We start from the raw sequence: 23,272 nt of genomic DNA on the forward strand, positions 1-23,272 counted from the left end.
GCTTTATTTTTTAATACACACTAATTTCATTTCTGTCATTTCTTCAATTGCATATTTAATTCCTTCACGACCCGTGCCACTTTCTTTCACACCACCGTAAGGCATATGATCTACTCTAAACGTTGGAATATCATTAATCATAACCCCACCAACCTCTAACTCATCAATTGCACGCATCGCTTTAAATAAGTTATTTGTAAATACGCCTGCTTGTAAACCGTAACGTGAATGATTTACTTTCTCTATCGCCTCATCAAATTCTTTAAATGTATTTACTGTCATAACTGGACCAAATACTTCTTGGCACTGTACAGATACATGCTCTGGAACATTTGTTAATACAGTTGGTTCGAAAATTCTTTCATCACGCTTCTTACCACCGTATAAAACAGTTGCTCCTTCCTTAATTGCTTCTTGCACCCACATTTCAATTCGCTTTACATCTTTTTTCGAAATTAAAGCTGATACATCCGTTTCCTCATTCATTGGATCACCAACAACAACAGTTTCCATCGCTTTCTTTAGCTTCGAAAGAAATTCATCCATTCTCTTTTCGTGTACAAACACACGTTGTACCGAAATACAAACTTGTCCATTATTAACAAATGCGCCCCATTTCACGCGTTCCATTATCTCATCAGTTAACTCTACATCTTCATCAATAATAACGGCAGCATTGGATCCTAATTCCAACGTAACTCGTTTTAATCCAGCCTTTTCCTTTATTCCGATTCCGACTTTCGGACTTCCGGTAAAAGTAATGGACGCAACATCATCATTTTTAACAATTGCCTCGCCAACAGTTGCACCAGGACCAGAAATGATATTCAAAGCTCCCTTTGGCAACCCTGCTTCTTCAAATAATTCAACTAATGCGTAAGAAGATAATGGCGTTTGATCAGCTGGTTTTAACACAACTGTGTTTCCGGCAGCAATTGCAGGGCCCACTTTATGCGCTACTAAATTTAACGGAAAGTTAAATGGCGTAATAGCTCCTATAACCCCAATTGGTTTGCGAATCGTATAGGCAATCCGCCCATCTGCACCAGGTGCTGCGTCAAGTGGCAATGTTTCACCATATATACGCTTCGCTTCTTCTGCTGCAAATTTATATGTTAGAACAGTACGATCTACTTCTCCCCTTGCAGCACGTATTGGTTTTGCAGCCTCTTTTGCAATAATTTCTGCAAACTCTTCTCTTCTTTCATCCATTATTTGCGCAACCTTCTCTAAAATAGTTGCCCGATCGTATGCTGTTAATGTATTCATTTTTTTCATTGCATTTTTTGCAGAAGTAACAGCCTCTTGAACATCTTCTTCCGTTCCTTGTGCAATTTCCGCTAACGTTTCTTCAGAGTATGGTGCATATAATGGTTTATACGTGTTTACTGACTTCCAATCTCCATTTATATATAAATGCTTTTTCATCTTTCTTCCCCTTCCAAATATATGTATAAAATAATACTTCACCTAGTGAAAGGTCTGACTTATGTAATTGTATCATAGCCCGTATTCCTCCAAAAACATTATGCTCAAAAAAACTCTGCTATATAGCAGAGTTTACGAGCTAATTTGCTCTTGTAAAGAAATTTGTTTTTCATCTTCTAAAACGACAATCGATTCTACTGTTTTTGTAACTTCTAACCTTTTAATATAGCGCCCGTCTAATTCTTTCACACAAAACTTATAATTTTCAATTTCAATGGAATCCTCTTCAGCAATCTCTATATTCTTCGTTAATATCCAACCACCAATTGTATCAACACCATCATCAATCGCTAGACCAAATAACGTATTCACTTCACTAACGAGTACTTTTCCCTCTAGTATCGTCTTTGTTTCACTAACTTGTTGAATTTCTGGCTGTTCATCCGTATCAAACTCATCCTGAATATCTCCTACAATTTCCTCTAAAATATCTTCAACAGTAACAAGTCCAGATGTACCACCATATTCATCTATCAATATAGCAATATGTGTTCTTTCTTTTTGCATTTTTAAAAACAAATCATGAATTGGAATAGAATCAATAACTAAAATAATTGGTCTAACATATTGCTCTACTGTCTTTTTATTAACAGCTTTATGCTGTACAAACTCAGTAAAAATATCTTTAAAATTTACAAAACCTATTACGTGGTCTTTGTCGCCATCAACAACTGGATACCTTGTATATTTTTCACGAGACATTTTTTGCAAAGCTTCTTCAGCGGGCATTTCTTTACTTATAATATTCATTTCAGTTCGAGGTACCATTATTTCTTTTGCAATCCGATCATCAAATTCAAAAATTTTATTTACATATTTATATTCAGATTGATTAATTTCACCATTTTTGTAACTTTCTGAAACTAATAACCGTAATTCTTCTTCCGAATGAACCTCATCATGCCCTTTCGGCGGTTTCAGCCCTAGCAGCTTCGTAATGATTCGAGCTGAACCATTTAATAGCCAAATGAATGGGAATGCAATACGATAAAAGAAAATTAACGGCTTAGAAACAAGCAAACTCACTTGTTCAGATTTTTGAATTGCAACTGTTTTTGGGGCCAATTCCCCTATTACAACATGTAAAAAAGTAATTAACAAAAATACTAAAATTACAGCAAAAATATCTGCGAGCTGAGTAGATATGTTCCACTTTGCAAAAAGCGTGTCAAATATTTGCTTTAGCGCAGGTTTACCAAACCACCCAATTCCAAGAGCTGTAACTGTTATTCCTAACTGGCAAGCCGATAAATATTCGTCTAAGTTTGTAATGACTGTTTTGACAGAAGTTGCACGATTATTTCCCTCTGCAATTAAATTGTCAATTCGTGAACTCCTCACTTTAACAATTGCAAATTCTGCTGCAACGAAAAATGCCGTTAAGGCAATTAAAACAATCACTATACTTATACTATATATGTCCAAATACTTTTCCTTACTTACATTGTAAGCAAGGAAGCCACCTCCTACTTAATTTTATTCAAGTGAAGTAAGCATTCTAATACTCTAACAAAATTCTACATTAGCAACCACCTTTTTATATATTATATGCATACATAAAAAAGATATTTATCATTATGATAATCTAATTCATTTCCCCTCGTCAAATCAAATTATTCTAAATCTTAAGATGAATCATTTTTATATAAACGATATATTCTTCACAACTTAATTTCGTGAAAAAACACTTTCTTTGCCGATTCCACACTTCTTTTGTCATACCGGAAGGGAACTTACTTCATAGATCGAAATCATTCAACAGGATATATATAGGAGGGATTATTTTGGAATATAAAACACCATTTATCGCAAAAAAGTTAGGTGTTAGCCCCAAGGCTGTTGTCCGGATTGCACAACAATTAAATCTTACGATAGAAAAAAATAAATATGGTCACTTTATTTTCAAACAAGATGATGTAGATCAAATGTTAGAATACCATCGTTCTCAAATTGAGCATTCGCAAAACTCTCAACCTACTCAAAAAACATCATCAAATGATGTTGAAGAATTAAAAACTCAAGTAAACACAATTTTTCAAAACACATCATCAAATGACTTTGAACAATTAGCTATTCAATTACACACAATTACACGAAGGCTAGATCGAATGGAGGAGCAAATGCAAGATAAGGCAAATGATGTCGTTACGTACCAACTTTTGCAACACCGTCGTGAAATGGAGGAAATGTTAGAACGAATCCAAAAGCTAGAAGCTTCCCTCAAAAAAGAAGAGCCCATATATATTACTCCTGATTCAAAACCAACATATGAAAGAGAAAAGAAACCGAAGCGCCGCAAAATGATTTTTAGTATATTTGGATTATGATTTTTAGACCCTTATTAAAACAATAAGGGTCATTTTTTCATGAAGGATACTGCCATATTAATATATCATTCTCTATATTATATATATTCACTTCTAATTATTTTGTTAACATAATATTCTTACTGTATTCCGCGATTAATGCCTGTGCATGAGCATTCCCTTGAATCACATCGCGAAATTCTTTTAAAGAATACAAATGCGTAACTCCTTTTCGAGCATGAATTCGCACTGGTACACCTTGTAAAGTATCATGAAACTGAAATGGATTGTCTATCGGCTCTATAGGAAAACCGAGTGTTAGTAGATACATATACATTCTTTTTGTAACTGCTGCAATATACCATTCCGCTTTCGTTTCTAACGCATGCACAAATAAAATAGCTGTTAGCCTTTTGAAATGCCCTCTCCCACGAGACGTTTTCGCAATACTTAGCTTGCCTATTTCATACACATTTTTCAAATCTTTCACTAAATCATTTTTAGAAAACGGATAGAAAAACTCAGAATTTGATTGTTCGGGTACCGTATACTTAATACACTCTACTGTACCTATATGATGCTCATCTTCTATTAATAAAAATCGTGTTGGATTTAAATTACGTTCTACGAACATTAAGTTTCTTTCTTCACAAAAATCTCCCCATAGTTGCTCGAACCAAAAATGTTCTTCCTTTGTTTGAACACGCTGGAACATATTTCCCCGCCTTTCCCATCGTCGCTCTGTTTTGATAACGCTTTCACTATCTATCATATAAGAACAAATCTTCGTATGCAACTAAAAATATTTATGACTTATTATATTCTGCAAAATGAATTAAATTCCAACTTCGTCGTCTTTTACCTCACATGTACAGTTATTCTAATAACTTATGTGTATCACTTTTCAAATTACATCCTACTTACTTCCATACAGCATATAATTCTTCTTAATCTAAAAGAAATCCTTTATGAAAAAGGATTTCTTTTACTTCTTATTATTTTTTAACCACTTCTCAAAGATTTGTACCATCCCATGTTTTCCTGCTAATTTTTCTTCTCCTTGTTTCGTCTTATATGGATATAATTGCAAAAAGACACCGCACCCAGATTCAATTTTTTTACTATGCATATGACTTCCTGGATATACACAAATAACTTCATAAATTGCCCGTCGATGAAAAACACGTTTTCCATTCTGTTCTTCTACATACTTTATAGACCAGTATTTATACATTTGCTCAGTCGCTTTCGTATTTCCAACGTGCTGAAAAATATTGTACATTGGGCTATACTTCACTTCAATAATAATAGAAGATTTATATACGTATTTCCCTTCTTCCTTTACATAACAGTCTAAGCGAATATCTGGTTTTTTTGTATCCTCGCCATTATAAAAGTTACTCCCTTTACTTAATGCAATAAGGGGGTGTGTTTCAATTAAGTCATTAAATGCAACGTGGACCTTCATATCATCTTGATGTAAAACTACTGTCGTCCCATCTTGTAACCCATCTACATAAAAATGCTCTTGTATTTGTTCACGAATGGGATTTCTAGCTTTAAAACCAATTTGCTCTAGCATGGAAATAACGATAAAAAAAGCGTAATATTCATACACTAAAAACGTTGGTTTATATACAAATAATAAAGATGGAGATTGATCTGTATATTGTGGAAGTAAGTTTAAATGCTGTAGTAATTGTTGATGTGGAATTGGTAAATCGTATGAGTTCATATTACCCGTTTCAGAAACTTCTCTCCAAAAGGGGGAATATATTAAAGTTTTAAAGTATTGTACACTTTCACGTACAATATGAGCTAATATTTTATATTCTTGTATTTTCACAGAGCTTTTACGTAAATCGGCTTCTTTTAGTAAATGTATATTTTTATATTTTTGCTTCTCTCTATCAGTCACAGATCCATTACGCTCAATTGTTTGCATAATCGTTTTTACAGCTTGAAACTCTTCTAATTTTTTCTTTTTTTCTCTTTCTAATATTTCAATTGTTTGACGTAAAAAACTTTCGGCTTCAAGTAAATAATGATAAAATTGCATCGCTTTAAATTTAAGAAATGCATTTTCCCTACTATTTTTTTGTTCAATAAACTTACGATTATAATATTTCGTATAGGACTTTCTTTCCGCCATTATTGTTCCTTTTCTCGTTGCCTTCCGTTCCTTCACTTCCCATTTATATTCATGTATAAATTTTGAACTTGATTCAATCTTTTTAAAAACTTGTTTTATCTTTTTCATTTTTTGCGGCAGCTTTCTAAGTAATACTAAATAAGAAGAATCCTCAATATCACTAAGGGCAGAGAAAGTCTTTTTATAATAACCTCTATCTAAAATCAACTCATTTAAAATTGACTTTACATAGTTTTGAATCATTTCAAATTGGTCATCAAAAAAATTTTTTGGAACGATTTGAAAAGCACCATAATACGTTGTGTCTTCTATGCGAACTTCAAAATGATATAAACCACATCGCCATGGATAAAAGAATTCCGTTTTTCCATGTTCATAAATTAGTACCTTTTGTTTTTTTTCATTTATTTCGTATTGTGACTCTTTTATATTTTTCTGGCCCTCATACACTTTATTCCATATGAAAGTAATATTCATTGGACTTTCATAATGGTAATGCAATCTTATCGGTTTTAATTCTTGTACTTTGTAAATACATTGAACTAATGCTGTAGTAGATGTGCAAAGACGATTTAATAAAATATACTCCCCTTTTGCCTCTGTTCCTATGATTAACTTTAATACAAAAGGGAGCGTTTCATTCGTATCAACGATTTCTGTTTCATACCGCTCTTCATTTCGCATATCCATACAACTCCAGTTCTCTACGTTTTTCTCTTATATATGCTAAAGAGTGTTCAAATGTAGAGACTCTGTTTGCAAGTGGCGATTGCAAAAGAGGTACTAAAGTCGCTCCCCTTTTTACTTCTTCAGAAAGTAATGACCCAACCATCATTTCAGTACCTCTTAATTTCGTCAGTACACGTTGCTTTATTTGTAAATCAAAACCTTCTTCTCTGCTAATCATATAAGAATGATTATTTTGAAACGGTATATTTTGCAAATACATAGCAATTGCATTTGCACATCGAAAAGAAATTCCCTTTGACGCATCATGTGATGACAATACAACATGCAACTTATCTAATAGCTCTAACTCTTCTTCAGAAAACACTTCAATCATAGATTTCTTTCTGATCCAATTTATCCGAAATTCTCCCGCTGTTACTTTCAGAGGTGGTTGTAATACACCTTTCTCTTGTACCATGCACATCTCACAAAACGGAATTTTTTGTAACGTAATTAAATTGGTTCGGTCTAATAATCGATCAGAGAGTTCTTTCGTTGTTTCATCAAAATTCACAGTACCTACAAAGATAATATTTTCTCCAATTTCAATTGTTGATGGAATTTGGTTTTCTAATTTCTGCGCACCCTCATACAAATTCAAAATACGATTTTCCTTTTCAAGTTGAAGAACAGATAGAAATGGAGTAAACCAATGCTCAATATGTGACATGTTCATTTCATCAAAAACGATTATATACAATTGATTTTGATTTTCTTTTGCCTTCATTAACGCTCTAACTAACTTTGTTTCACTTTCAATAAAAGTACCATTTGGGTGAAGATATCCAAGTAAATCATGTGGTTCTTGATACGATGGAGAAATCGGAATCCAAACCAATTCTTCTCCATACTGTAATCCAAGTGCCTCTGCATAAGCTTGCACAAAGCGTGATTTTCCAACTCCCGGTATACCACCAAGAATCGTTAACATATTTGTTTTTACACTTATATGAAAATTATAAATATCTGTTTCGTCCAAATACATCCCTTTATTACGCACCGTACTTTGTACATACTGTAAAAAGGATGATTCACGCTCATCCCATTCCCATACTTCCTTGTGTACTTTTATATCCTCTACTTCAACTAGCTTCCCTTCTTCCGTTATTCGTTTTTTTAATTGCTCATACACTTGATCACTTACGAAATACAATTGCTCTTCTACCGCAATTTCTACATGCTTCATCCAGTCACTTAAGTCTATATATTTACATTCTCGATTTTGTTCAAAATACGCGATTGAACTAATTGATGACTTTAACAATATATTTCCATATAACCTTCCATCATGCCACAGTAATTCAGGAGACTCAAAGTCTTTTGGATATTTCGGCATAAGAAATGATAAATAACCATTACAAAGCTTTCGTTCTAAAGACTCTCTTTTTTTATTATCTGCAACTTTAGGTGCTGGAATCATTTTATAGCCAGTTGCTATTTCTCTAGGTTCTTCTGTACATATTAACTCCACGTATACATTTCCTCTTTCATAATAAAGACGAAACATAACCAATTGCTTTTCTAATTTCTTCTTCTTTAATTCTGAAAAAATCTTTTCATTCTTTTTATTGCTACATAACCCTTCAAATATATAATGTTCATTTGTAAATTGCTCTTGTAAATTAGATGGTATTGGCGATAGACATTGTACAAAAAAATTCTCTCCATTCTTCTCTTTCTCCGCTTTTGTAAATTTCCCGATAAACCTCATATAGTACATTCGTTTTATAAAACTTGGCTGAAGAGCTTTATGTAATTTCATCTTAATCACCTTCTTTTTTCATACTATTCTTAGTGTATGAAAGAAAAAAAAAACTAGAAATAAAAAACCTGACGTTATCCGCCAGGTTCAAAATTAAAACGTATATTAATGAGATGGAAATGCTTTTTTCTCTTGTAAAATAGCATTGTGAGCAATTTTCATTTTAGCCAGTACATATCGTAATCGATCCTCAGCGTTTTCATCTTTATTTTGCTGCAACTCCGCTAAATTCTCAACAGAACTCGCTAAATTTTCAATTACTCCCCTTAGTTCAGGATGATGATTAAAAAAAGATTCTTGTACTAATACTTTCCTTAACTCACTAGCTAAATCAATTATTCTAGACAACTGTTCTTTTTCTTCCATTTTCATCCCTCCTGAATATCTTATGTATTAAATATTCTCTACACAAAGAAAAAAGCCCTTTAAATGAAAAGGACTTTTACATTTTTATCGTTCCAGTTATCAACAGATAAAGTGATGTGATAGCTGCGACAACAATTGCCCACATCACATATCTCTCTATACCTACAAAACAACGATTCCCTTTTTCTTTTCGTGCAAACATGTAAACGATAATCCCAATTCCATATACGATTGAAACGAGTAATAAATTCTTTAAACCCGCTGCATAAATAAGCCATACAGAATAAATAGAGGCAATTAAAGCTAACGAGCCATTTTTTACTTTTGCATCTTTTAGTTCATTTGTAATTACTAATTTGAATTGGTATAGCGCTGATAATAAATATGGTAATAATATTGATGTTGACGCAATAAAATACATAATTTGATATGTCGATTCTGAAAACAGAACAATTATAAATATAATTTGAGCAACGATATTTGAAATCCATAATGCCATGTGTGGCGTTTGCTTTTTATTGGTTTTCGTAAAGACCTTCGGAAACACGCCATCTTTTCCTGCTACGTGAGAAATTTCCGAAACAAGTAAAAACCAGCCAATTAATGTACCTACAAGTGACGCAACTAATCCAATATTAATTGCCATTGCACCCCATGGCCCAACAACATGTTCTAATACATGTCCCATTGAAGGAGTTTCTAAAACGGAAAGTTCTCCTCGCGTCATTGCTCCCATTGACAGAACAGAAATTAAAATATAAATAGACATAACTAAAATTAATCCAAGTACTGTCGCTTTTCCAACGTCCCTACTATTTTTTGCTCTTCCTGATAATACAACTGCTCCTTCAACCCCAATGAACACCCATAGCGTTACAAGCATTGTATTTTTCACTTGACCAAGAATAGCGGAAAGTGAGATTGTTCCTTCTCCCCAAAAATCATGTGTAAATGTATCCCAGCGAAACGCTGTTACCATTACGACAATAAATAATAAGATCGGAACTAATTTCCCTACTGTTGCAATAACATTCATAATGGAAGCTTCACGAATTCCAAATAAAATTAGAAAATGCAATGTCCATAGTAAAAGTGATGCACCTACGATTGACGCAACATTATTTCCACCTTTAAAAATTGGGAAGAAGTAACCTAATGTACTAAACAGTAGCATAATTGTTGCAACATTTCCTAAAATCCCTGCCAGCCAGTATCCCCAAGCACTGTTAAAACCAATATATTCACCGAATCCAGCTCGTGCATAACTATAAATTCCGCCCTCAAGCTCCGGTTTTTGTCTTGCTAACGTTTGATATACGAGCGCAAGTGGAATCATTCCCATTGCTGTAATACACCAACCAATTATCGTTGCACCACTATTTGCTCCTACTGCTAAATCATGCGGTAAACTAAAAACACCGCCACCAACCATCGTTCCAACTACTAATGCGATTAACGGAAAAAATCCTAACTTCTTTTCTATTTGTACCACCCCATCTGTCATTCTAGGTGTTATGTTCGTTCAACTATTAAAGTCACCTTTTTCTCTAATAGACGTTTCTCTTATATTTTTTCAGGAAAACATTACTTATTCTAAAAGAAAATGAAGAAAAATGGAATACTTTTTTGAAAAAATGTATAAGTATGCACAAAAAAACCGCTCATTTTGTAATGAGCGGTCATTTTAAACATATAAAATTGTATATTTCTTGTAAAATTAACGAAGTAAATTCTCTTTTTGTAAAAATTGTTTCGCTACTTCTTCACTACTTTTACCATTCACATTTACTTCATAATTCATTTTTCGCATTTCTTCATCTGTAATCTTTCCAGCTAATTTATTTAATACTTTTTCAAGTTCAGGATATTTTTGTAATGTCTCTTTTCTTAATAACGGCGCACCTTGATAAGGTGGGAATAATCCTTTATCATCTTTTAGCACTTTAAGTCCGTATTGCTCCAATTCACTATCCGTTGAATATGCATCGATTACGTTCACATCACCAGATTGAATTGCACTATAACGCAGTTTCGGTTCCATCGTTTTAACATTTAAAAACTTATAGTTATATAACTTTTGCATTCCTTTATAACCATCTTCACGATCTGCAAATTCTAATGTAAATCCTACTTTAGCTTCCTGTGCAATATTTCCTAAATCAGAAATTGTATTTATATTCTTTTGATCTGCTATTTTTTTCGGCATCGCTAGTGCATATGTATTGTTATACTCCATTGGATTTAACATAACCATATTATATTTTTTTTCCATTCCAACGCGAGCTTGTTCATATACTTCCTCACGATTTGTGCTTTTCGGTTCTTCTTTCACGAAAGTAGATAAGGCTGTTCCTGAAAATTCTGGGTATATATCTACTTCACCTGATTTTAACGCTTCAAATACAAATGCTGTTTTCCCAAGACCCGGCTTTAATTCTACTTGTAAATCTGTATCCTGTTCAATAAGTTGTTTGTACATTTGAATTAAAATTTCTGGCTCCGATCCAAGTTTTCCAGCAATAACTATATCTTTCTTTTGTGTATTCCATAGAAATGGAGTAGCAATCATAACTACAACTATACATATCGTCAATATAACGCGCTTAGAAGAGCGTTTGGGACTCTCAAGTATGCGAAGTACTATATCAAAGAATAAAGCGAGTAACGCAGCTGGTACGGCCCCTAAAATGATAAGCGCATGGTCATTTCGATCGATCCCGAGTAGTATGAGCTTACCGAGCCCACCAGCACCTATTAAAGCAGCTAATGTAGCCGTTCCAACAATTAATACCATCGCTGTACGAATACCAGCCATAATAATTGGCAACGCGAGCGGAAGCTCTACCTTCCATAACCTTTTCCAGCTATTCATCCCCATAGCTCTCGCCGCTTCTATAAGTGATTCATCTAATTCCCGTATTCCTGTATATGTATTTCGTAAAATAGGTAATAGTGCATACACAACTAATGCGATTATAGCTGGCAGTTTTCCAATTCCTACTAACGGAATTAATAGTCCAAGTAAAGCAAGTGAGGGCACTGTCTGCATAACAGCAGAAGTCCCTATTATAAATTCAGCCATTCGTTCTTTTCTCGTTAATATAATGCCAAGTGGCACTGCAATAATTACTGCAAAAAATAGTGAAATAAGCGATATTTGTAAATGCTCACTTAATGCACTTAGCAATTCTATTTTTCTTTCTTGGAACGTTTGAATAAAATCAGTCACTGTTTAGCCTCTCTCCTTCATTTGTTCAACAATATAATTGACAATATGACGACTTGTTAACATACCAACATATTGACCATCTTTTTCAACCGGCACTGATTCTTCAGTTTGTAAACGGACTAGTGCTTCTTGTAAAGGAGCATGTAAAGATAAAGCAGCTCCTTCTATTCGTGTATGATCGTCTAGTGGCATTACATCTTCTATAATTATTCCCTCATACCATTGTCGCCCACGATTTCCAATGAACTCCTCAACAAACTCATTTTTCGGATTATGTATAATACCTTCAGGTGTATCTAATTGAACAACTTTTCCTGCTCTCATTACACAAATGCGATCACCAAGTGATAATGCCTCTTGCATATCGTGCGTTACAAACACGATCGTTTTTTGAATCTTTTTTTGCAGTTGTACGATATCCTTCTGAAGTTGCTCCCTGCTTAACGGATCTAACGCACTAAATGGTTCGTCCATAAGAACAATTTTCGGATTAGCGGCTAATGCCCGTACGACACCGACACGTTGTTTTTGCCCTCCTGACAATTCATCAGGCATACGATCACGATATACATCTGGATCGAGCCCAACCATCTGTAGCAAGTCATCGACACGTGCTTTTATTTCTTTTTTGCTCCATTTTCTCATTTCAGGAACAACTGCAATATTTTCAGCGATTGTCATATGTGGAAATAAAGCAATTTGCTGCAACACGTATCCTATATTCCAACGTAATTCATTTATATTATATTGTTGAATATCTTTTCCATCGATTAAAATTGAACCTTCTGTCGTTTCAATCAAACGATTAATCATCTTCATTGTCGTTGTTTTCCCGCAACCACTCGGACCAATGAGAACAAAAAATTCTCCTTTTTTAATTTCTAAATGCAATGAATCCACTGCTTTTGTGCCATCTTCATACGCTTTTGACACATGATTAAATTGAATCACAAATACAACTCCTTTATTGTTGTTTCCTTTATTTTGATGGAATATGGAATTCATTTCAAATGATACGCATTATTTCTATATAAAAAAGAGCTCACATTTGAGCTCTAACGGTCGAACAATATTGTTTTCATAATAGCAGCATATTCACGCACATACATTTTTCTCTTAGAACGCATTGGCGTTTCTGCAGCTAATGCCTCCATCTTTATTCCTAAACGCCTTGCAATTATTTTTGTTCGATATAAATGATACGTATTACTGACAACTACCGCATGTTTTACATCAAATAAATCCATACTAAACTTCAAATTTTCATACGTATTTGTCGAACGGTCTTCCATTAAAATACGACTCTCATCTATACCGTGTACCATTAAATAGATTCTCATACTGTGAGCTTCCGGTATATCTTCATCTTCTCCTTGACCACCTGAAACAATTACTTTCACCTCAGGGTGAGAATATAAATATTCCAACGCTACATCCAAACGGTTTTGAAGTGATAAAGACGGTCTATCTCCAAATAACTTTGCACCTAATATAAGAACGTATGGAGAGTGATTACTCAATTTTTCACGAGCAACTTTATTCATTCGAAACGTCATATAAATAATGTATAGTGGCGGTAGTAATAAGATTATAAGTAATATCCATTTGTTCATAAATAAGTTAACACTCCCTTTCTTTTTATTATATAGAAAAAGAAAGGGAGGCAGAAGTAATTTTTAAACGAGTGATTTATTCGGAACATCCGCTCTGATTTTACGTTGTGATATCACATAGTAAAGAGCGATTCCTAATGATAGGATCAATATACAGCTTAATAGGTAAAATGGGAGCATTACCCCAACTTTAGATACACCTGCTGTAAACACCATTAATAATACTATTCGTATTCCTGTACCAATTAAGCGAAATAAGCTGTCCACTCGTCCCATTACTTCGTTTGGGATTTCCTCCATCATCAATACATTTCTCGCCACTCTTGTTCCAGCGTTTCCAATCGCATGAAAAATCGCTAGTCCATATAACAGCATTACGGACGGTTCAATGATCATTATGGTAATTGAAATTACATAAATGATCATCGTCAAAACGATTGAAACTTCTGTTTTGACATACTTCATTATGAGTGGAATACTGATTCCCGCAATAACCGCTCCGACACCGTACATCATACCTTCTACTGCGTATACAGAAGCATTGGCTTTAAGTATATCTGAAATATAAACTGGTATTAAATAATTTGCCATCATAACACCGATAAACGGCATATAAGTGGCAAGTAAAAACCAAAAAAGCTTAGGACACTTTTTCATAAAGTGAATTCCTTCGAACAATTGCTTCTTAAACGGTACTTTCCGTTTCACTTCTTTTTTCTTTACGTACGGTATACATAAGAAAAGAAAAAATGCTCCTGCAAAAGTTAACATATCTACTAACAAGATCCATTTCAAAGAAACAATTTCAATTAAAAAACTCGCAGCTGCTCCTGAAATAACTTGTGTTAACTGTCCTTGTATTTCCATCGTTCCACTTAAACTTTTATAATGTTCCGCTTGAAATATCTCTTGGTTGAACGCAAATATTGTAGGATAAAATAATAAATAGTAGAATGATCCGGCTATATAAATAAGAATATAGTGAATAGAATGATAAGGTTGCCCCGCAAATCCCCATATAACCATTATTCCAATTACGGCAATTCCGATTCCTTCGTTACATAGCAATAAAGATTTTCTTGAAAAACGATCAATACTTTGCCCAATGAATGGTGTTAATAAAAACATAATGAGGGTTGCAATGATAGAAACATAACCAAACGTTGTCTCTCCTCCACTCTCTTTAATTAACAGCCACGGAATCGTTATCATAACAATTCCGGAACCAATAGCAGATAGACTATTGGCCCCTAGAATGTAATACAAGCGAGAATCATGATAAAGTGAGGACATATCACTCCACTCCTAGTTGCTTTTTCACCTCTTTATATACGCTCATATATGCTTTTAATTCTTTAACTACATCATGAATTAATGGTTTGGCATCTTCCCCAAGTTCACCATCTTGTACGTGAAGTCCATCAAGCACTACTTGTTTTGGGATTGCATTTGCGTAAACACCTCTAGCAACAGTTCGCATACTATTTAATGCGTTAATTCCTCCTTTACCGCCCCCCGCAACAGCTAGTAATGCGACAGGTTTATGGATAAACTCACTACTACTTAAGTAATCTAACGAGTTTTTCAGCGCTCCGCTCATCGCATTATGATATTCTGGTGTACATAGTACTACACCGTCTGCTGCTTTCACTAACGCTTTTAATTTTTTTACTGCCTCTAAATCACGTTGCGATTCTTCGCCGTTATATAAAGGCAATTCCTCTATTGCTAAATCGTATAACTCCCCTTCAAATTGATCTGCAATATATTTTGCCACAACGCGAGTTCTACCTAATTTTCTTGGTGTACCGTTAATAACGACTAGTTTCATAAACAATTCTCCCCTTTGTTTTCAAATTCTACTTATATATTATCAGAAATTTCTATACAAAACACAATATAAAGAGGGAACTTCCTTAATCAAATAGTATGATACACGAAAAAAGAACTCATACTTTCGTATGAGTTTCGCGCTATTACTTTGTTTCACCATTCTGACTTATTGTACCTATGCTTTTATTTGCTTCAAAATGGTAATATGCTTTTTCCGCTAATTCTTTTCGTTCTTCTGGTAATTCTATATATTTCATTACGTTTTCAATTATTTTTTCGTATGGAGTAAATACAATTCCTGGCCACTCTATCTCGTCTTCTGGATTACTATTTTCCGAAATAATAAATTTCTTATTCGCGACCGCATAAGAAACACGTGGTGTTTCAAGAATTCCCGATAAGTAAAAGTGAATATTTAATATAATTTTAGACCTAGCAATTAACTCATTTCTAGCAATTCCCCACGCATTATTTTTAAAAACTATATTTAAATTCGGTGCAATGGCTTTTAGGTGATTAAAAATAGCTTGCCGCCTCGGATTAAGAGCACCTATAAACAAAATATCAATATCTTCAGTAATCTCACCTTCAAATATATCTTTTTTTATTTCCAAAGTTGGAGCATAGTTCATTCCTACATGTTTTATTTCTTTTCCTACCCCTTTTTGTTTTAACCATTCTATATTTTGTTTACTATAATCCCAAATCACTCTATTTTTTAATAATATTAAATAAAGCGGGTGCGCATATGGACTTCCTTCATATAGCTGTTCTAAATTATAAATAATTGCATCTTGCGGAAGGAGATTCGGGTTATAAGCGTATGTATGCGCTCCAAAAACAACTGTATTCTTTACATTTCCCAGTATTGTTTCTGATATAATTACTGTATTTCCCTCCTGCTCCAGCCTCCATTTCAAAGCTCGCGCAACATCTATGAAACTACCGTACGTCTTCGGGCATATAAAAAGACAATAATCATATTCTTTATTCAAATAAACTTCCATTAATTTTAAATTATTTTTATATAAATCTACATCCGGATGTTTAAGTACCAACTCATTTGCATGTTTTCTTGCCACTTTATATAATCCAGCATAATAAGCAGCGATGCATCTTCTTAATTCGATTCTTTCCCGATCTTCATCTAATACATCCATGTTTAAAAGAAGATTTGCGATACAATACGCTTTTAAATGATCACGATCATAATAATAGTCTAGTAGTGGCATCAATTCTTCATACGTATTTCCATGCACCGATTCCCCTAGTTCAATCGCCCATCGTATTAATTCCATGATTATTCCACTACTCCTTTAACCGGAAATGTATTTAATAAAATTTCGCATTATTTTCTACCACATTTGCTATATGAAATGGAATCTCTTCTTTTATCGATTCCAAATACTTTTGCGACACCGCCCCTAAATGTTTTTTATGAGGTATATAGAAAGCACTAATAGAAATTTCATAGTCAAATAAGTAATCATACACATGATAATCCACAAATAGAAGATCATCCTTTGGAAAAGGAATTTCCTTCCCTTGCAGAGCATACATCAAAGCAATATTGTTTTGAGATCTTAATCGATACAACCTTGCAAGTTGGTATAATGGTTCAGCCCGAGTTGGTCTATATTCCCACGCTTTTTGAAAATAAAAAACAGCTAATGCTAAATATTGCTCTTCTTGCCCTTTAACATTTTCTTTTTCATCAGCATCTGTCACTTCATTTTGTTTATTTGCTGAACGATTTGCTAACTGCTCATAACAAAATCCTATTCGCAATAACGAATAGAATACCTCTTCAACCCATCCCCCTGCTTCCACTCGTTTTTTATACCATTTAATCGAATCTTCAAATTGACTTAAATGAAAATAAGTCTGAGCTAAATAAAATAAATATCTTATATGCAAATCTGGCGTTGTTTCTGGGTCGTTTATTCCTTGTAACAACAACCTCTCATCTCGTTCAAATTTATCAGCTTTACTTCCGCCATCTCCAGGATCATTCACGACAAGAGTCTCTAACCGATCTACCCTCGTATTGTAATTCGCTCCAACTTTTGAACGATCTATATCCCAATACTCATGAGTAACACCGACAGATTTCCATGGTAAAGAAGCTTTTAAAAGACGTGTAAGCCAATATTTAATATGAACATCATATTGCAGTGTAAGATAATGATCTTCCGTTAAGCTCGTTTTATCAAAATTCGGATCCACCTCTAAAATCATATCTGCATCTAATATTAATAAATAATCCGCTTCTGGATATGTTTTTTGCGCTAATGAAACAGCTAAGCTTCTGTTATAACCAAAGTTTTTAAACGGCTCATGATGAACCGTCCCAGGTATCTCATTTTCCTTACACCAATTTTCAATAATTTCAGGCGTATTATCCGTCGATCCAGTATCACAAATAGAAACATAATCTACAATTGATTTCGTTGCATTTAAACATCTTTCTATAATTCTAGACTCATTTTTGACGATCATACAAAGACATAACTTTTTTTCTTCCTTTACAGACTTCACTTGCTCATTTCCCATTTAACCACCTCATATTTTATTAACACGCTCTCCTCATATGTAACAACATTTCTTAGCTATACTGATGACATAAGCACCCTTTTATTATTTATGAAAACTTCATTTTATTTATTCTTACTTTTATGTTGGGACATATTTCATGCTTCGCTTTATATTTGATACAATCAATACAAAAAAACATAATACGGGAATCCGTACATTTCAAAGTCTAAGAGGAGGTTATATTTTGTTGGATTACATTTGGCTAGATGACAAATCACCAATTTTAGAACAACTACCAAGTAATTTTAAATCTGCAGCTATATTGCTACATCCATTTGTCCAAATGCCTTTAGGATGGGAAAAGTCTGTGAGAAAAAGACCATATGAGCACATCTATCCTAGCGCTGAAGAAATCATTCACAATGGGAAATCCGTTTCTTGGAAGGAAATGATGTCTTGTAGTGGATTACATTCATACGCAGACCTAGCAATGGCCATGTTGACTTCCATTAGTGCCTTTTCAGAAGAATATAAAAGAGAGGATTTAGCTGAAAAGCTACATTCAAACTTAAAAAAAGATCTTTATTATCCAACAGAAGATTATACGTCTATATTTTTATTACACAAATTACTTAAACTCCTCGGTTCTAAAGGTGCAAAAAATCTATATTTCTCTGAACCAATTCTTGATACAAACGGATTATTACAGGTAAATAATACTACTCCATTAGATATTTGGGACATTAGCAATAATGAGTTAATTATTACTGGAGAAGACAATGAGTATGCATTTATGAGTATATACGATTCCTTTACAACCTTATTATTAGCTAAAGAAGAAAATATAGAATATATTGTTCAATCAATGAATGTTGAAGCTGTCATTTGTGACAAAAAAACGATGATTGATTGGTATTTTTAAATTAGTAATTTCTTAAACTATAAAAAAGAAACTTGCGCTTATGCACAAGTTTCTTTTCAAAAACATCCTTATTTTTTTACAACTTCATGTCCACCGAACTGATTACGTAGTGCTGAAACTACTTTTCCGTGGAATGTATCATCTTCCTGAGAACGATAGCGCATAAATAATGACATCGCGATTACTGGTGCCGCTGCTTGTAACTCAAGCGCAGTTTCAACAGTCCATTTCCCTTCTCCTGAAGAGTTCATTACACCTTTAATGCCATCAAGTTTAGGATCATCTGCAAATGCTTTTTCAGTTAAGTCCATTAACCAACCGCGGATTACTGATCCGTTCGCCCATACTTTTGCAACATCTTCATAATTGAAATCAAAGTCACTCTTATCTAGTACTTCAAATCCTTCAGCGATTGCTTGCATCATGCCGTACTCAATACCGTTATGAACCATTTTTAAGAAATGACCACTACCAACGCGGCCAGCATAAGAATAGCCATTTTCTACTGCTAAATCTTTAAATAAAGGTTCTAATTGGTCATAAATTTCTTTTTCTCCACCAACCATTAAACAAGCACCGTATCTAGCTCCTTCTACACCGCCAGATGTACCGATATCTACATAATGTAATCCGAAGCTTTTTGCTTCTTCAGCACGGCGTAACGTATCTTTATAGAATGAATTTCCACCTTCAATAACGATATCACCTTCATCTAATAACGGATACACATCTTTTAATACTGACTCTACAACTTCTCCTGCAGGCACCATTACCCAGATCGTACGAGGAGCTTCTAATTCAGCGATCATTTCTTTTAATGTATGACGTGCAGTAATCCCTAGTTTTCCTGCCTTTTCTACAAGCTCTTTATTTACATCGTATACAACTACTTCATGCTTGTCTTCATGTAAGTGTTCAGCTAATGGGAATCCCATTTTTCCTAATCCAATTAAACCTAGTTTCATATTAATCAATCTCCCATTCTATACAAATATATTTAATATGGAAATTAATCCAAGTGCTACAACTGATAGTATCGTCTCCATTGCGGTCCATGTTAATAATGTTTCTTTCACAGTCATTCCGAAATACTCTTTAATCATCCAAAATCCAGAATCATTCACGTGTGATAAAATTAATGACCCTGCGCCTGTTGCAAGTGCTAGTAGTTCAACATTTACCCCAGGTGTACTTGCTGCAATCGGTGCTACAATTCCAGCTGCTGTCATCATAGAAACAGTAGCTGATCCCGTTGCAACTCGGATAAGTGCTGCAATTCCCCATCCAAGTAATATTGGTGAAATATGTGATTCTTTCGCCATTTCAGCAATTGTAGTACCAATTCCAGAATCTAATAACACCTTATTAAACGCACCACCAGCACCAATTACTAACAGTATGTTTGCAATTGGCCCTAAGCAATCATTTGTAAATTGTAATACTTTATCTTTAGAAAATCCTTTTGCATAACCAAGACTAAAGAAAGAATAAATCGTTGCAATTAATAAAGCGACTATTGGATCTCCAATAAAGTGTAACACTTGTGCAAGTTGACTCGTTTTATGTAACGCTACTTCAGCAATGGATGCACCAAGCATAAGAAATACTGGCAGTAAAATAGTAAACAATGTATTTCCGAAGCTAGGAAGTTCTTTCTTCTTATCTCTTTCAATAAATTGCTCCGCTATATCTAACGGCACTTCTTTATGTATACGAGCACCGATCCATTTTCCGTAAAGCGGCCCCGAAATAATTGCAGTTGGAAGTCCGACAATTAATGCATATAAAATTGTCTTCCCTACATCTGCTTTAAAAATACCTACCGCTGCCATCGCTGCTGGATGTGGTGGAACAAGTCCATGTACAACTGAAAGACCTGCTACAAGCGGAATACCGATTGTAATAAGTGATACCCCTGTTTCTATGGCGATTGTAAATACTAATGGAATTAATAGTACAAATCCAACTTGGAAAAACACCGGAATCCCTACTAAAAATGCAACAAACATCATTGCCCAGTGAACACGTTTCTTCCCAAAACGATCAATTAATGTGTTAGCAATTCGTTCAGCACCGCCAGATTCGGCCATCATTTTCCCAAGCATCGTTCCTAATGCTAAAACAATTGCTAAAAACCCTAACGTACTTCCAAGACCCGATTTAATAGAATCAATAATCCCTGGATGTTGTGGTGAAGTTGCAACCAAGGGCATCCCCATTGCTAGCCCAACTCCGATTGCTGTTAAAATTAATGCGACAAATGGATGCCATTTCACTACTGTAATAAGTAGAAGTAGTATGACAACTGCCGCTAGTACAATCCCAACTACCATTTCTCCCAATCCCCCTATTGTTTACGTTGGAAAGCAGCTATACAATCAAATTCTTCTTTCAATCGATTGTAAAGTCGTTCATACATATAAAACATTTCTAAATAAATAGCCGTATTTTCTTTATTTGGTACATGGTGATGGACAATATCAATCCAATCCTTCACCTCGTCAAGAGAATCAATTTTTCCTACCGCATATAAAGCAAGTGCCGCTGCCCCAAGCGCAGATGCTTCATGACTTTCAGGAACAAGCAATTCTTTTCCCATCATATCGGAGAGCATTTGTCTCCAAAATGCAGACTTCGCAAATCCTCCTGAAACACGTATTTCAGTAAGTGGTCCTGTACAATCACGGATTGCAAGTGCAACTGAATATACACTCATACAGACACCTTCCATAACTGCTCGTATAAAATGTTCTCGTTTGTGCTGAAGGTTAATTCCAAAGAATGTACCACGCGCATTTGCATTCCAGTAAGGTGCACGTTCTCCAGAAAGAAACGGTAAAAATAGCAATCCACCTGCTCCAGCTGGTACACTTTCCGCATACTTAATTAATAAATCATAAGGATCAATCCCAAGCTTCCTCGCTACCTCTTGTTCCGGGCTACCAAATTCATCACGTAACCATCTCAGTAATATCCCACCGTTATTCGTTGGTCCGCCGATAACCCAGTGTTCGTCTGTTAATGCATAACAAAATGTTCTTCCTTTTTCATCCGTATTAACACTTGATGAAATTGTTCGAACTGCACCACTTGTTCCAATCGTAATTGCAGCTGAGCCAGGCGATATTGCACCAACGCCTACATTTGCAAGAACCCCATCACTTGCACCAATAACAACTGGAGTATCTTTACGAATCCCCATCTTTTGTGCTAATTCTGGTTTCATACCCGATAAAATATATGTAGTCGGCACAGGTGTCGATAATTGTTCTGAAGAAATATTTAATATTTCCAATACATCAACATCCCAATTTAGCTTTTCTAAATTGAAAAACCCAGTAGCAGAAGCAATGGAATAATCAACTACGTAGCGTGAAAATAATTGATAAATCACATACTCTTTAATAGAAATAAATTTATAAGCACTTTTATATAATTCTGGTTCCTCTTCTTTCATCCATAACAACTTAGATAGTGGAGACATTGGATGAATTGGTGTACCTGTACGTTTATAAATTTCATGTCCATTCATATGTTGTAATAATTTTTCTGCTTGTTTCGTACTACGATTATCTGCCCAAATGATAGAACGCGTTAACGGCGCACCGTTTTCATCTACTGCAATTAATGCGTGCATTGCTGTACTAATACCGATTGAAGAAATATCTTCTGGTAATACATTACCCTTTTCGATAGCAACGCTTACAGTTTTATAGACAGCGGCACATATTACATCAGGATCTTGCTCAGCCCATCCGAAGTTCGGTTGAATAATTGGATAATCAACTGCATGTGATGCAACGACTTTTCCTTTTTCTGTGAACACAACCGTTTTTGTACTTGTGGTACCGATATCAATCCCGATTACTCTCCCCCTTGTTTCCATGCGAATCTTCCCTTCGTTTCTAGCAAAATACGATCTAGTAAACCGTTTACATGAATTAGTATATAAAATATTTTTTCATTTATCAAGTTATAAAAAGAAAATTTTTTTCATAAAAAAATAAATCCCCTCATTCCATTTCATTTACATACTATATATAGCTTTTTCGTTCGGTAAAGTTACATAATATCCGTTTCGAAACACACTCTTTTTCTAGTTTTTGAGTAACTTGTTCTTTAGCTTAATAGGTATGTGGTTTGTTGTACAAACTCAACATTTTTAGTAAGATTTCGTAAGGTGTTAGGGGACAAAAAGTTTTAAATTTCGTGAGCAAATTGTAGTAATAGATTAGATCAAAAAACGCCATCCTTTCCTATTTGGAGTGAACCCTGAGAATGAGACGATAAAAAACACCTCTCTAAATCGTAAGTATCAGTTATGATTTTAATGGAGG

Annotated in this window: 19 protein-coding genes; 2 read left to right on the plus strand and 17 right to left on the minus strand. The window is 34.4% G+C overall.

Translation table 11 applies throughout. From position 1 onward, the window contains the following. Positions 1-3 precede the first annotated feature (3 nt). Complete coding sequence (locus G9F74_RS25195; RefSeq protein ID WP_000716471.1) at positions 4-1,428, minus strand: aldehyde dehydrogenase family protein; 1,425 nt, start codon at positions 1,426-1,428, stop codon at positions 4-6. A gap of 132 nt (positions 1,429-1,560) precedes the next feature. Next, positions 1,561-2,913, minus strand: a complete 1,353-nt coding sequence (locus G9F74_RS25200; protein ID WP_016108321.1) for a hemolysin family protein — start codon at positions 2,911-2,913, stop codon at positions 1,561-1,563. A gap of 359 nt (positions 2,914-3,272) precedes the next feature. Between G9F74_RS25200 and racA the strand changes: the two genes are divergently transcribed. After that, entirely contained in the window at positions 3,273-3,815 is a 543-nt protein-coding gene (gene racA / locus G9F74_RS25205) for a chromosome-anchoring protein RacA (RefSeq protein WP_016108320.1), read from the plus strand. 97 nt (positions 3,816-3,912) lie between these two features. Here the strand turns inward: racA and G9F74_RS25210 are convergent, their stop codons facing one another. The 12 genes from G9F74_RS25210 to G9F74_RS25265 all read right to left on the minus strand — a co-directional run bounded on the left by G9F74_RS25210 (position 3,913) and on the right by G9F74_RS25265 (position 18,031). Then, a complete protein-coding gene (locus G9F74_RS25210) occupies positions 3,913-4,509 on the minus strand; it encodes a hypothetical protein (RefSeq protein ID WP_000487809.1) in 597 nt (198 codons plus the stop codon). Positions 4,510-4,779: 270 nt separating this feature from the next. After that, positions 4,780-6,630 (minus strand): hypothetical protein, encoded by a 1,851-nt coding sequence (locus tag G9F74_RS25215; RefSeq protein WP_001243344.1) that lies wholly within the window; start codon positions 6,628-6,630, stop codon positions 4,780-4,782. Further along, a complete protein-coding gene (locus G9F74_RS25220; protein ID WP_016108319.1) occupies positions 6,620-8,437 on the minus strand; it encodes an AAA family ATPase in 1,818 nt (605 codons plus the stop codon). Before G9F74_RS25220 ends, G9F74_RS25215 begins: the two co-directional genes overlap by 11 nt. 105 nt (positions 8,438-8,542) lie before the next feature. Beyond that, positions 8,543-8,803 (minus strand): hypothetical protein, encoded by a 261-nt coding sequence (locus tag G9F74_RS25225; RefSeq protein WP_000391448.1) that lies wholly within the window; start codon positions 8,801-8,803, stop codon positions 8,543-8,545. A gap of 76 nt (positions 8,804-8,879) precedes the next feature. Next, positions 8,880-10,307 carry a basic amino acid/polyamine antiporter gene (locus G9F74_RS25230; RefSeq protein ID WP_000129458.1) on the minus strand — a complete coding sequence of 476 codons (1,428 nt, stop codon included), beginning with the start codon at positions 10,305-10,307 and terminating at the stop codon, positions 8,880-8,882. A 213-nt stretch (positions 10,308-10,520) separates the two neighbouring features. Further along, positions 10,521-12,032: an ABC transporter permease/substrate-binding protein gene (locus tag G9F74_RS25235; RefSeq protein WP_000129124.1), complete on the minus strand. Its 1,512-nt coding sequence runs from the start codon at positions 12,030-12,032 to the stop codon at positions 10,521-10,523. A 3-nt stretch (positions 12,033-12,035) separates the two neighbouring features. After that, positions 12,036-12,983: an ABC transporter ATP-binding protein gene (locus G9F74_RS25240; RefSeq protein WP_000614062.1), complete on the minus strand. Its 948-nt coding sequence runs from the start codon at positions 12,981-12,983 to the stop codon at positions 12,036-12,038. Between the two features lie 104 nt (positions 12,984-13,087). Continuing rightward, on the minus strand, positions 13,088-13,645 hold the full coding sequence (locus G9F74_RS25245) for a YdcF family protein (RefSeq protein WP_016108318.1): 558 nt from the start codon (positions 13,643-13,645) through the stop codon (positions 13,088-13,090). A 63-nt stretch (positions 13,646-13,708) separates the two neighbouring features. Further along, positions 13,709-14,938 carry an MFS transporter gene (locus G9F74_RS25250; protein ID WP_016108317.1) on the minus strand — a complete coding sequence of 410 codons (1,230 nt, stop codon included), beginning with the start codon at positions 14,936-14,938 and terminating at the stop codon, positions 13,709-13,711. Position 14,939: 1 nt separating this feature from the next. Further along, positions 14,940-15,476 (minus strand): NADPH-dependent FMN reductase, encoded by a 537-nt coding sequence (locus G9F74_RS25255; RefSeq protein WP_000780368.1) that lies wholly within the window; start codon positions 15,474-15,476, stop codon positions 14,940-14,942. A gap of 145 nt (positions 15,477-15,621) precedes the next feature. Continuing rightward, the gene (locus G9F74_RS25260) at positions 15,622-16,776 is read right to left on the minus strand and encodes a CgeB family protein (protein ID WP_016108316.1); all 1,155 of its coding nucleotides are present in this window, start codon (positions 16,774-16,776) and stop codon (positions 15,622-15,624) included. A 34-nt stretch (positions 16,777-16,810) separates the two neighbouring features. Beyond that, positions 16,811-18,031, minus strand: a complete 1,221-nt coding sequence (locus tag G9F74_RS25265; protein WP_016108315.1) for a glycosyltransferase — start codon at positions 18,029-18,031, stop codon at positions 16,811-16,813. A 139-nt stretch (positions 18,032-18,170) separates the two neighbouring features. Here G9F74_RS25265 and G9F74_RS25270 point away from each other — a divergent pair, with 139 nt between their 5' ends. After that, on the plus strand, positions 18,171-18,935 hold the full coding sequence (locus G9F74_RS25270) for a DUF2711 domain-containing protein (protein ID WP_016108314.1): 765 nt from the start codon (positions 18,171-18,173) through the stop codon (positions 18,933-18,935). A 68-nt stretch (positions 18,936-19,003) separates the two neighbouring features. Here the strand turns inward: G9F74_RS25270 and gnd are convergent, their stop codons facing one another. The 3 genes from gnd to gntK are packed head-to-tail and all read right to left on the minus strand — an operon-like array spanning position 19,004 to position 22,821. Further along, entirely contained in the window at positions 19,004-19,900 is an 897-nt protein-coding gene (gene gnd, locus G9F74_RS25275) for a phosphogluconate dehydrogenase (NAD(+)-dependent, decarboxylating) (protein WP_000765981.1), read from the minus strand. An 18-nt stretch (positions 19,901-19,918) separates the two neighbouring features. After that, complete coding sequence (locus tag G9F74_RS25280) at positions 19,919-21,268, minus strand: GntP family permease (RefSeq protein WP_016108313.1); 1,350 nt, start codon at positions 21,266-21,268, stop codon at positions 19,919-19,921. A gap of 14 nt (positions 21,269-21,282) precedes the next feature. Continuing rightward, positions 21,283-22,821 (minus strand): gluconokinase, encoded by a 1,539-nt coding sequence (gntK, locus tag G9F74_RS25285; protein ID WP_016108312.1) that lies wholly within the window; start codon positions 22,819-22,821, stop codon positions 21,283-21,285. Between the last annotated feature and the right edge of the window lie 451 nt (positions 22,822-23,272).

This window comes from Bacillus sp. EKM202B, from assembly GCF_011066025.1.
Taxonomy (GTDB): Bacteria; Bacillota; Bacilli; order Bacillales; family Bacillaceae_G; genus Bacillus_A; species Bacillus_A toyonensis.

What these genes read in the sequence shown, in the direction of transcription:
- G9F74_RS25195 (WP_000716471.1), bottom strand. Translation starts at nt 1,428, where the DNA reads ATGAAAAAGCATTTATATATAAATGGAGATTGGAAGTCAGTAAACACG.
- G9F74_RS25210 (WP_000487809.1), bottom strand. Translation starts at nt 4,509, where the DNA reads ATGTTCCAGCGTGTTCAAACAAAGGAAGAACATTTTTGGTTCGAGCAA.
- G9F74_RS25215 (WP_001243344.1), bottom strand. Translation starts at nt 6,630, where the DNA reads ATGCGAAATGAAGAGCGGTATGAAACAGAAATCGTTGATACGAATGAA.
- G9F74_RS25220 (WP_016108319.1), bottom strand. Translation starts at nt 8,437, where the DNA reads ATGAAATTACATAAAGCTCTTCAGCCAAGTTTTATAAAACGAATGTAC.
- G9F74_RS25225 (WP_000391448.1), bottom strand. Translation starts at nt 8,803, where the DNA reads ATGGAAGAAAAAGAACAGTTGTCTAGAATAATTGATTTAGCTAGTGAG.
- G9F74_RS25230 (WP_000129458.1), bottom strand. Translation starts at nt 10,307, where the DNA reads ATGACAGATGGGGTGGTACAAATAGAAAAGAAGTTAGGATTTTTTCCG.
- G9F74_RS25245 (WP_016108318.1), bottom strand. Translation starts at nt 13,645, where the DNA reads ATGAACAAATGGATATTACTTATAATCTTATTACTACCGCCACTATAC.
- G9F74_RS25250 (WP_016108317.1), bottom strand. Translation starts at nt 14,938, where the DNA reads ATGTCCTCACTTTATCATGATTCTCGCTTGTATTACATTCTAGGGGCC.
- G9F74_RS25255 (WP_000780368.1), bottom strand. Translation starts at nt 15,476, where the DNA reads ATGAAACTAGTCGTTATTAACGGTACACCAAGAAAATTAGGTAGAACT.
- G9F74_RS25260 (WP_016108316.1), bottom strand. Translation starts at nt 16,776, where the DNA reads ATGGAATTAATACGATGGGCGATTGAACTAGGGGAATCGGTGCATGGA.
- G9F74_RS25265 (WP_016108315.1), bottom strand. Translation starts at nt 18,031, where the DNA reads ATGGGAAATGAGCAAGTGAAGTCTGTAAAGGAAGAAAAAAAGTTATGT.
- G9F74_RS25270 (WP_016108314.1), top strand. Translation starts at nt 18,171, where the DNA reads ATGCTTCGCTTTATATTTGATACAATCAATACAAAAAAACATAATACG.
- gnd (WP_000765981.1), bottom strand. Translation starts at nt 19,900, where the DNA reads ATGAAACTAGGTTTAATTGGATTAGGAAAAATGGGATTCCCATTAGCT.
- G9F74_RS25280 (WP_016108313.1), bottom strand. Translation starts at nt 21,268, where the DNA reads ATGGTAGTTGGGATTGTACTAGCGGCAGTTGTCATACTACTTCTACTT.
- gntK (WP_016108312.1), bottom strand. Translation starts at nt 22,821, where the DNA reads ATGGAAACAAGGGGGAGAGTAATCGGGATTGATATCGGTACCACAAGT.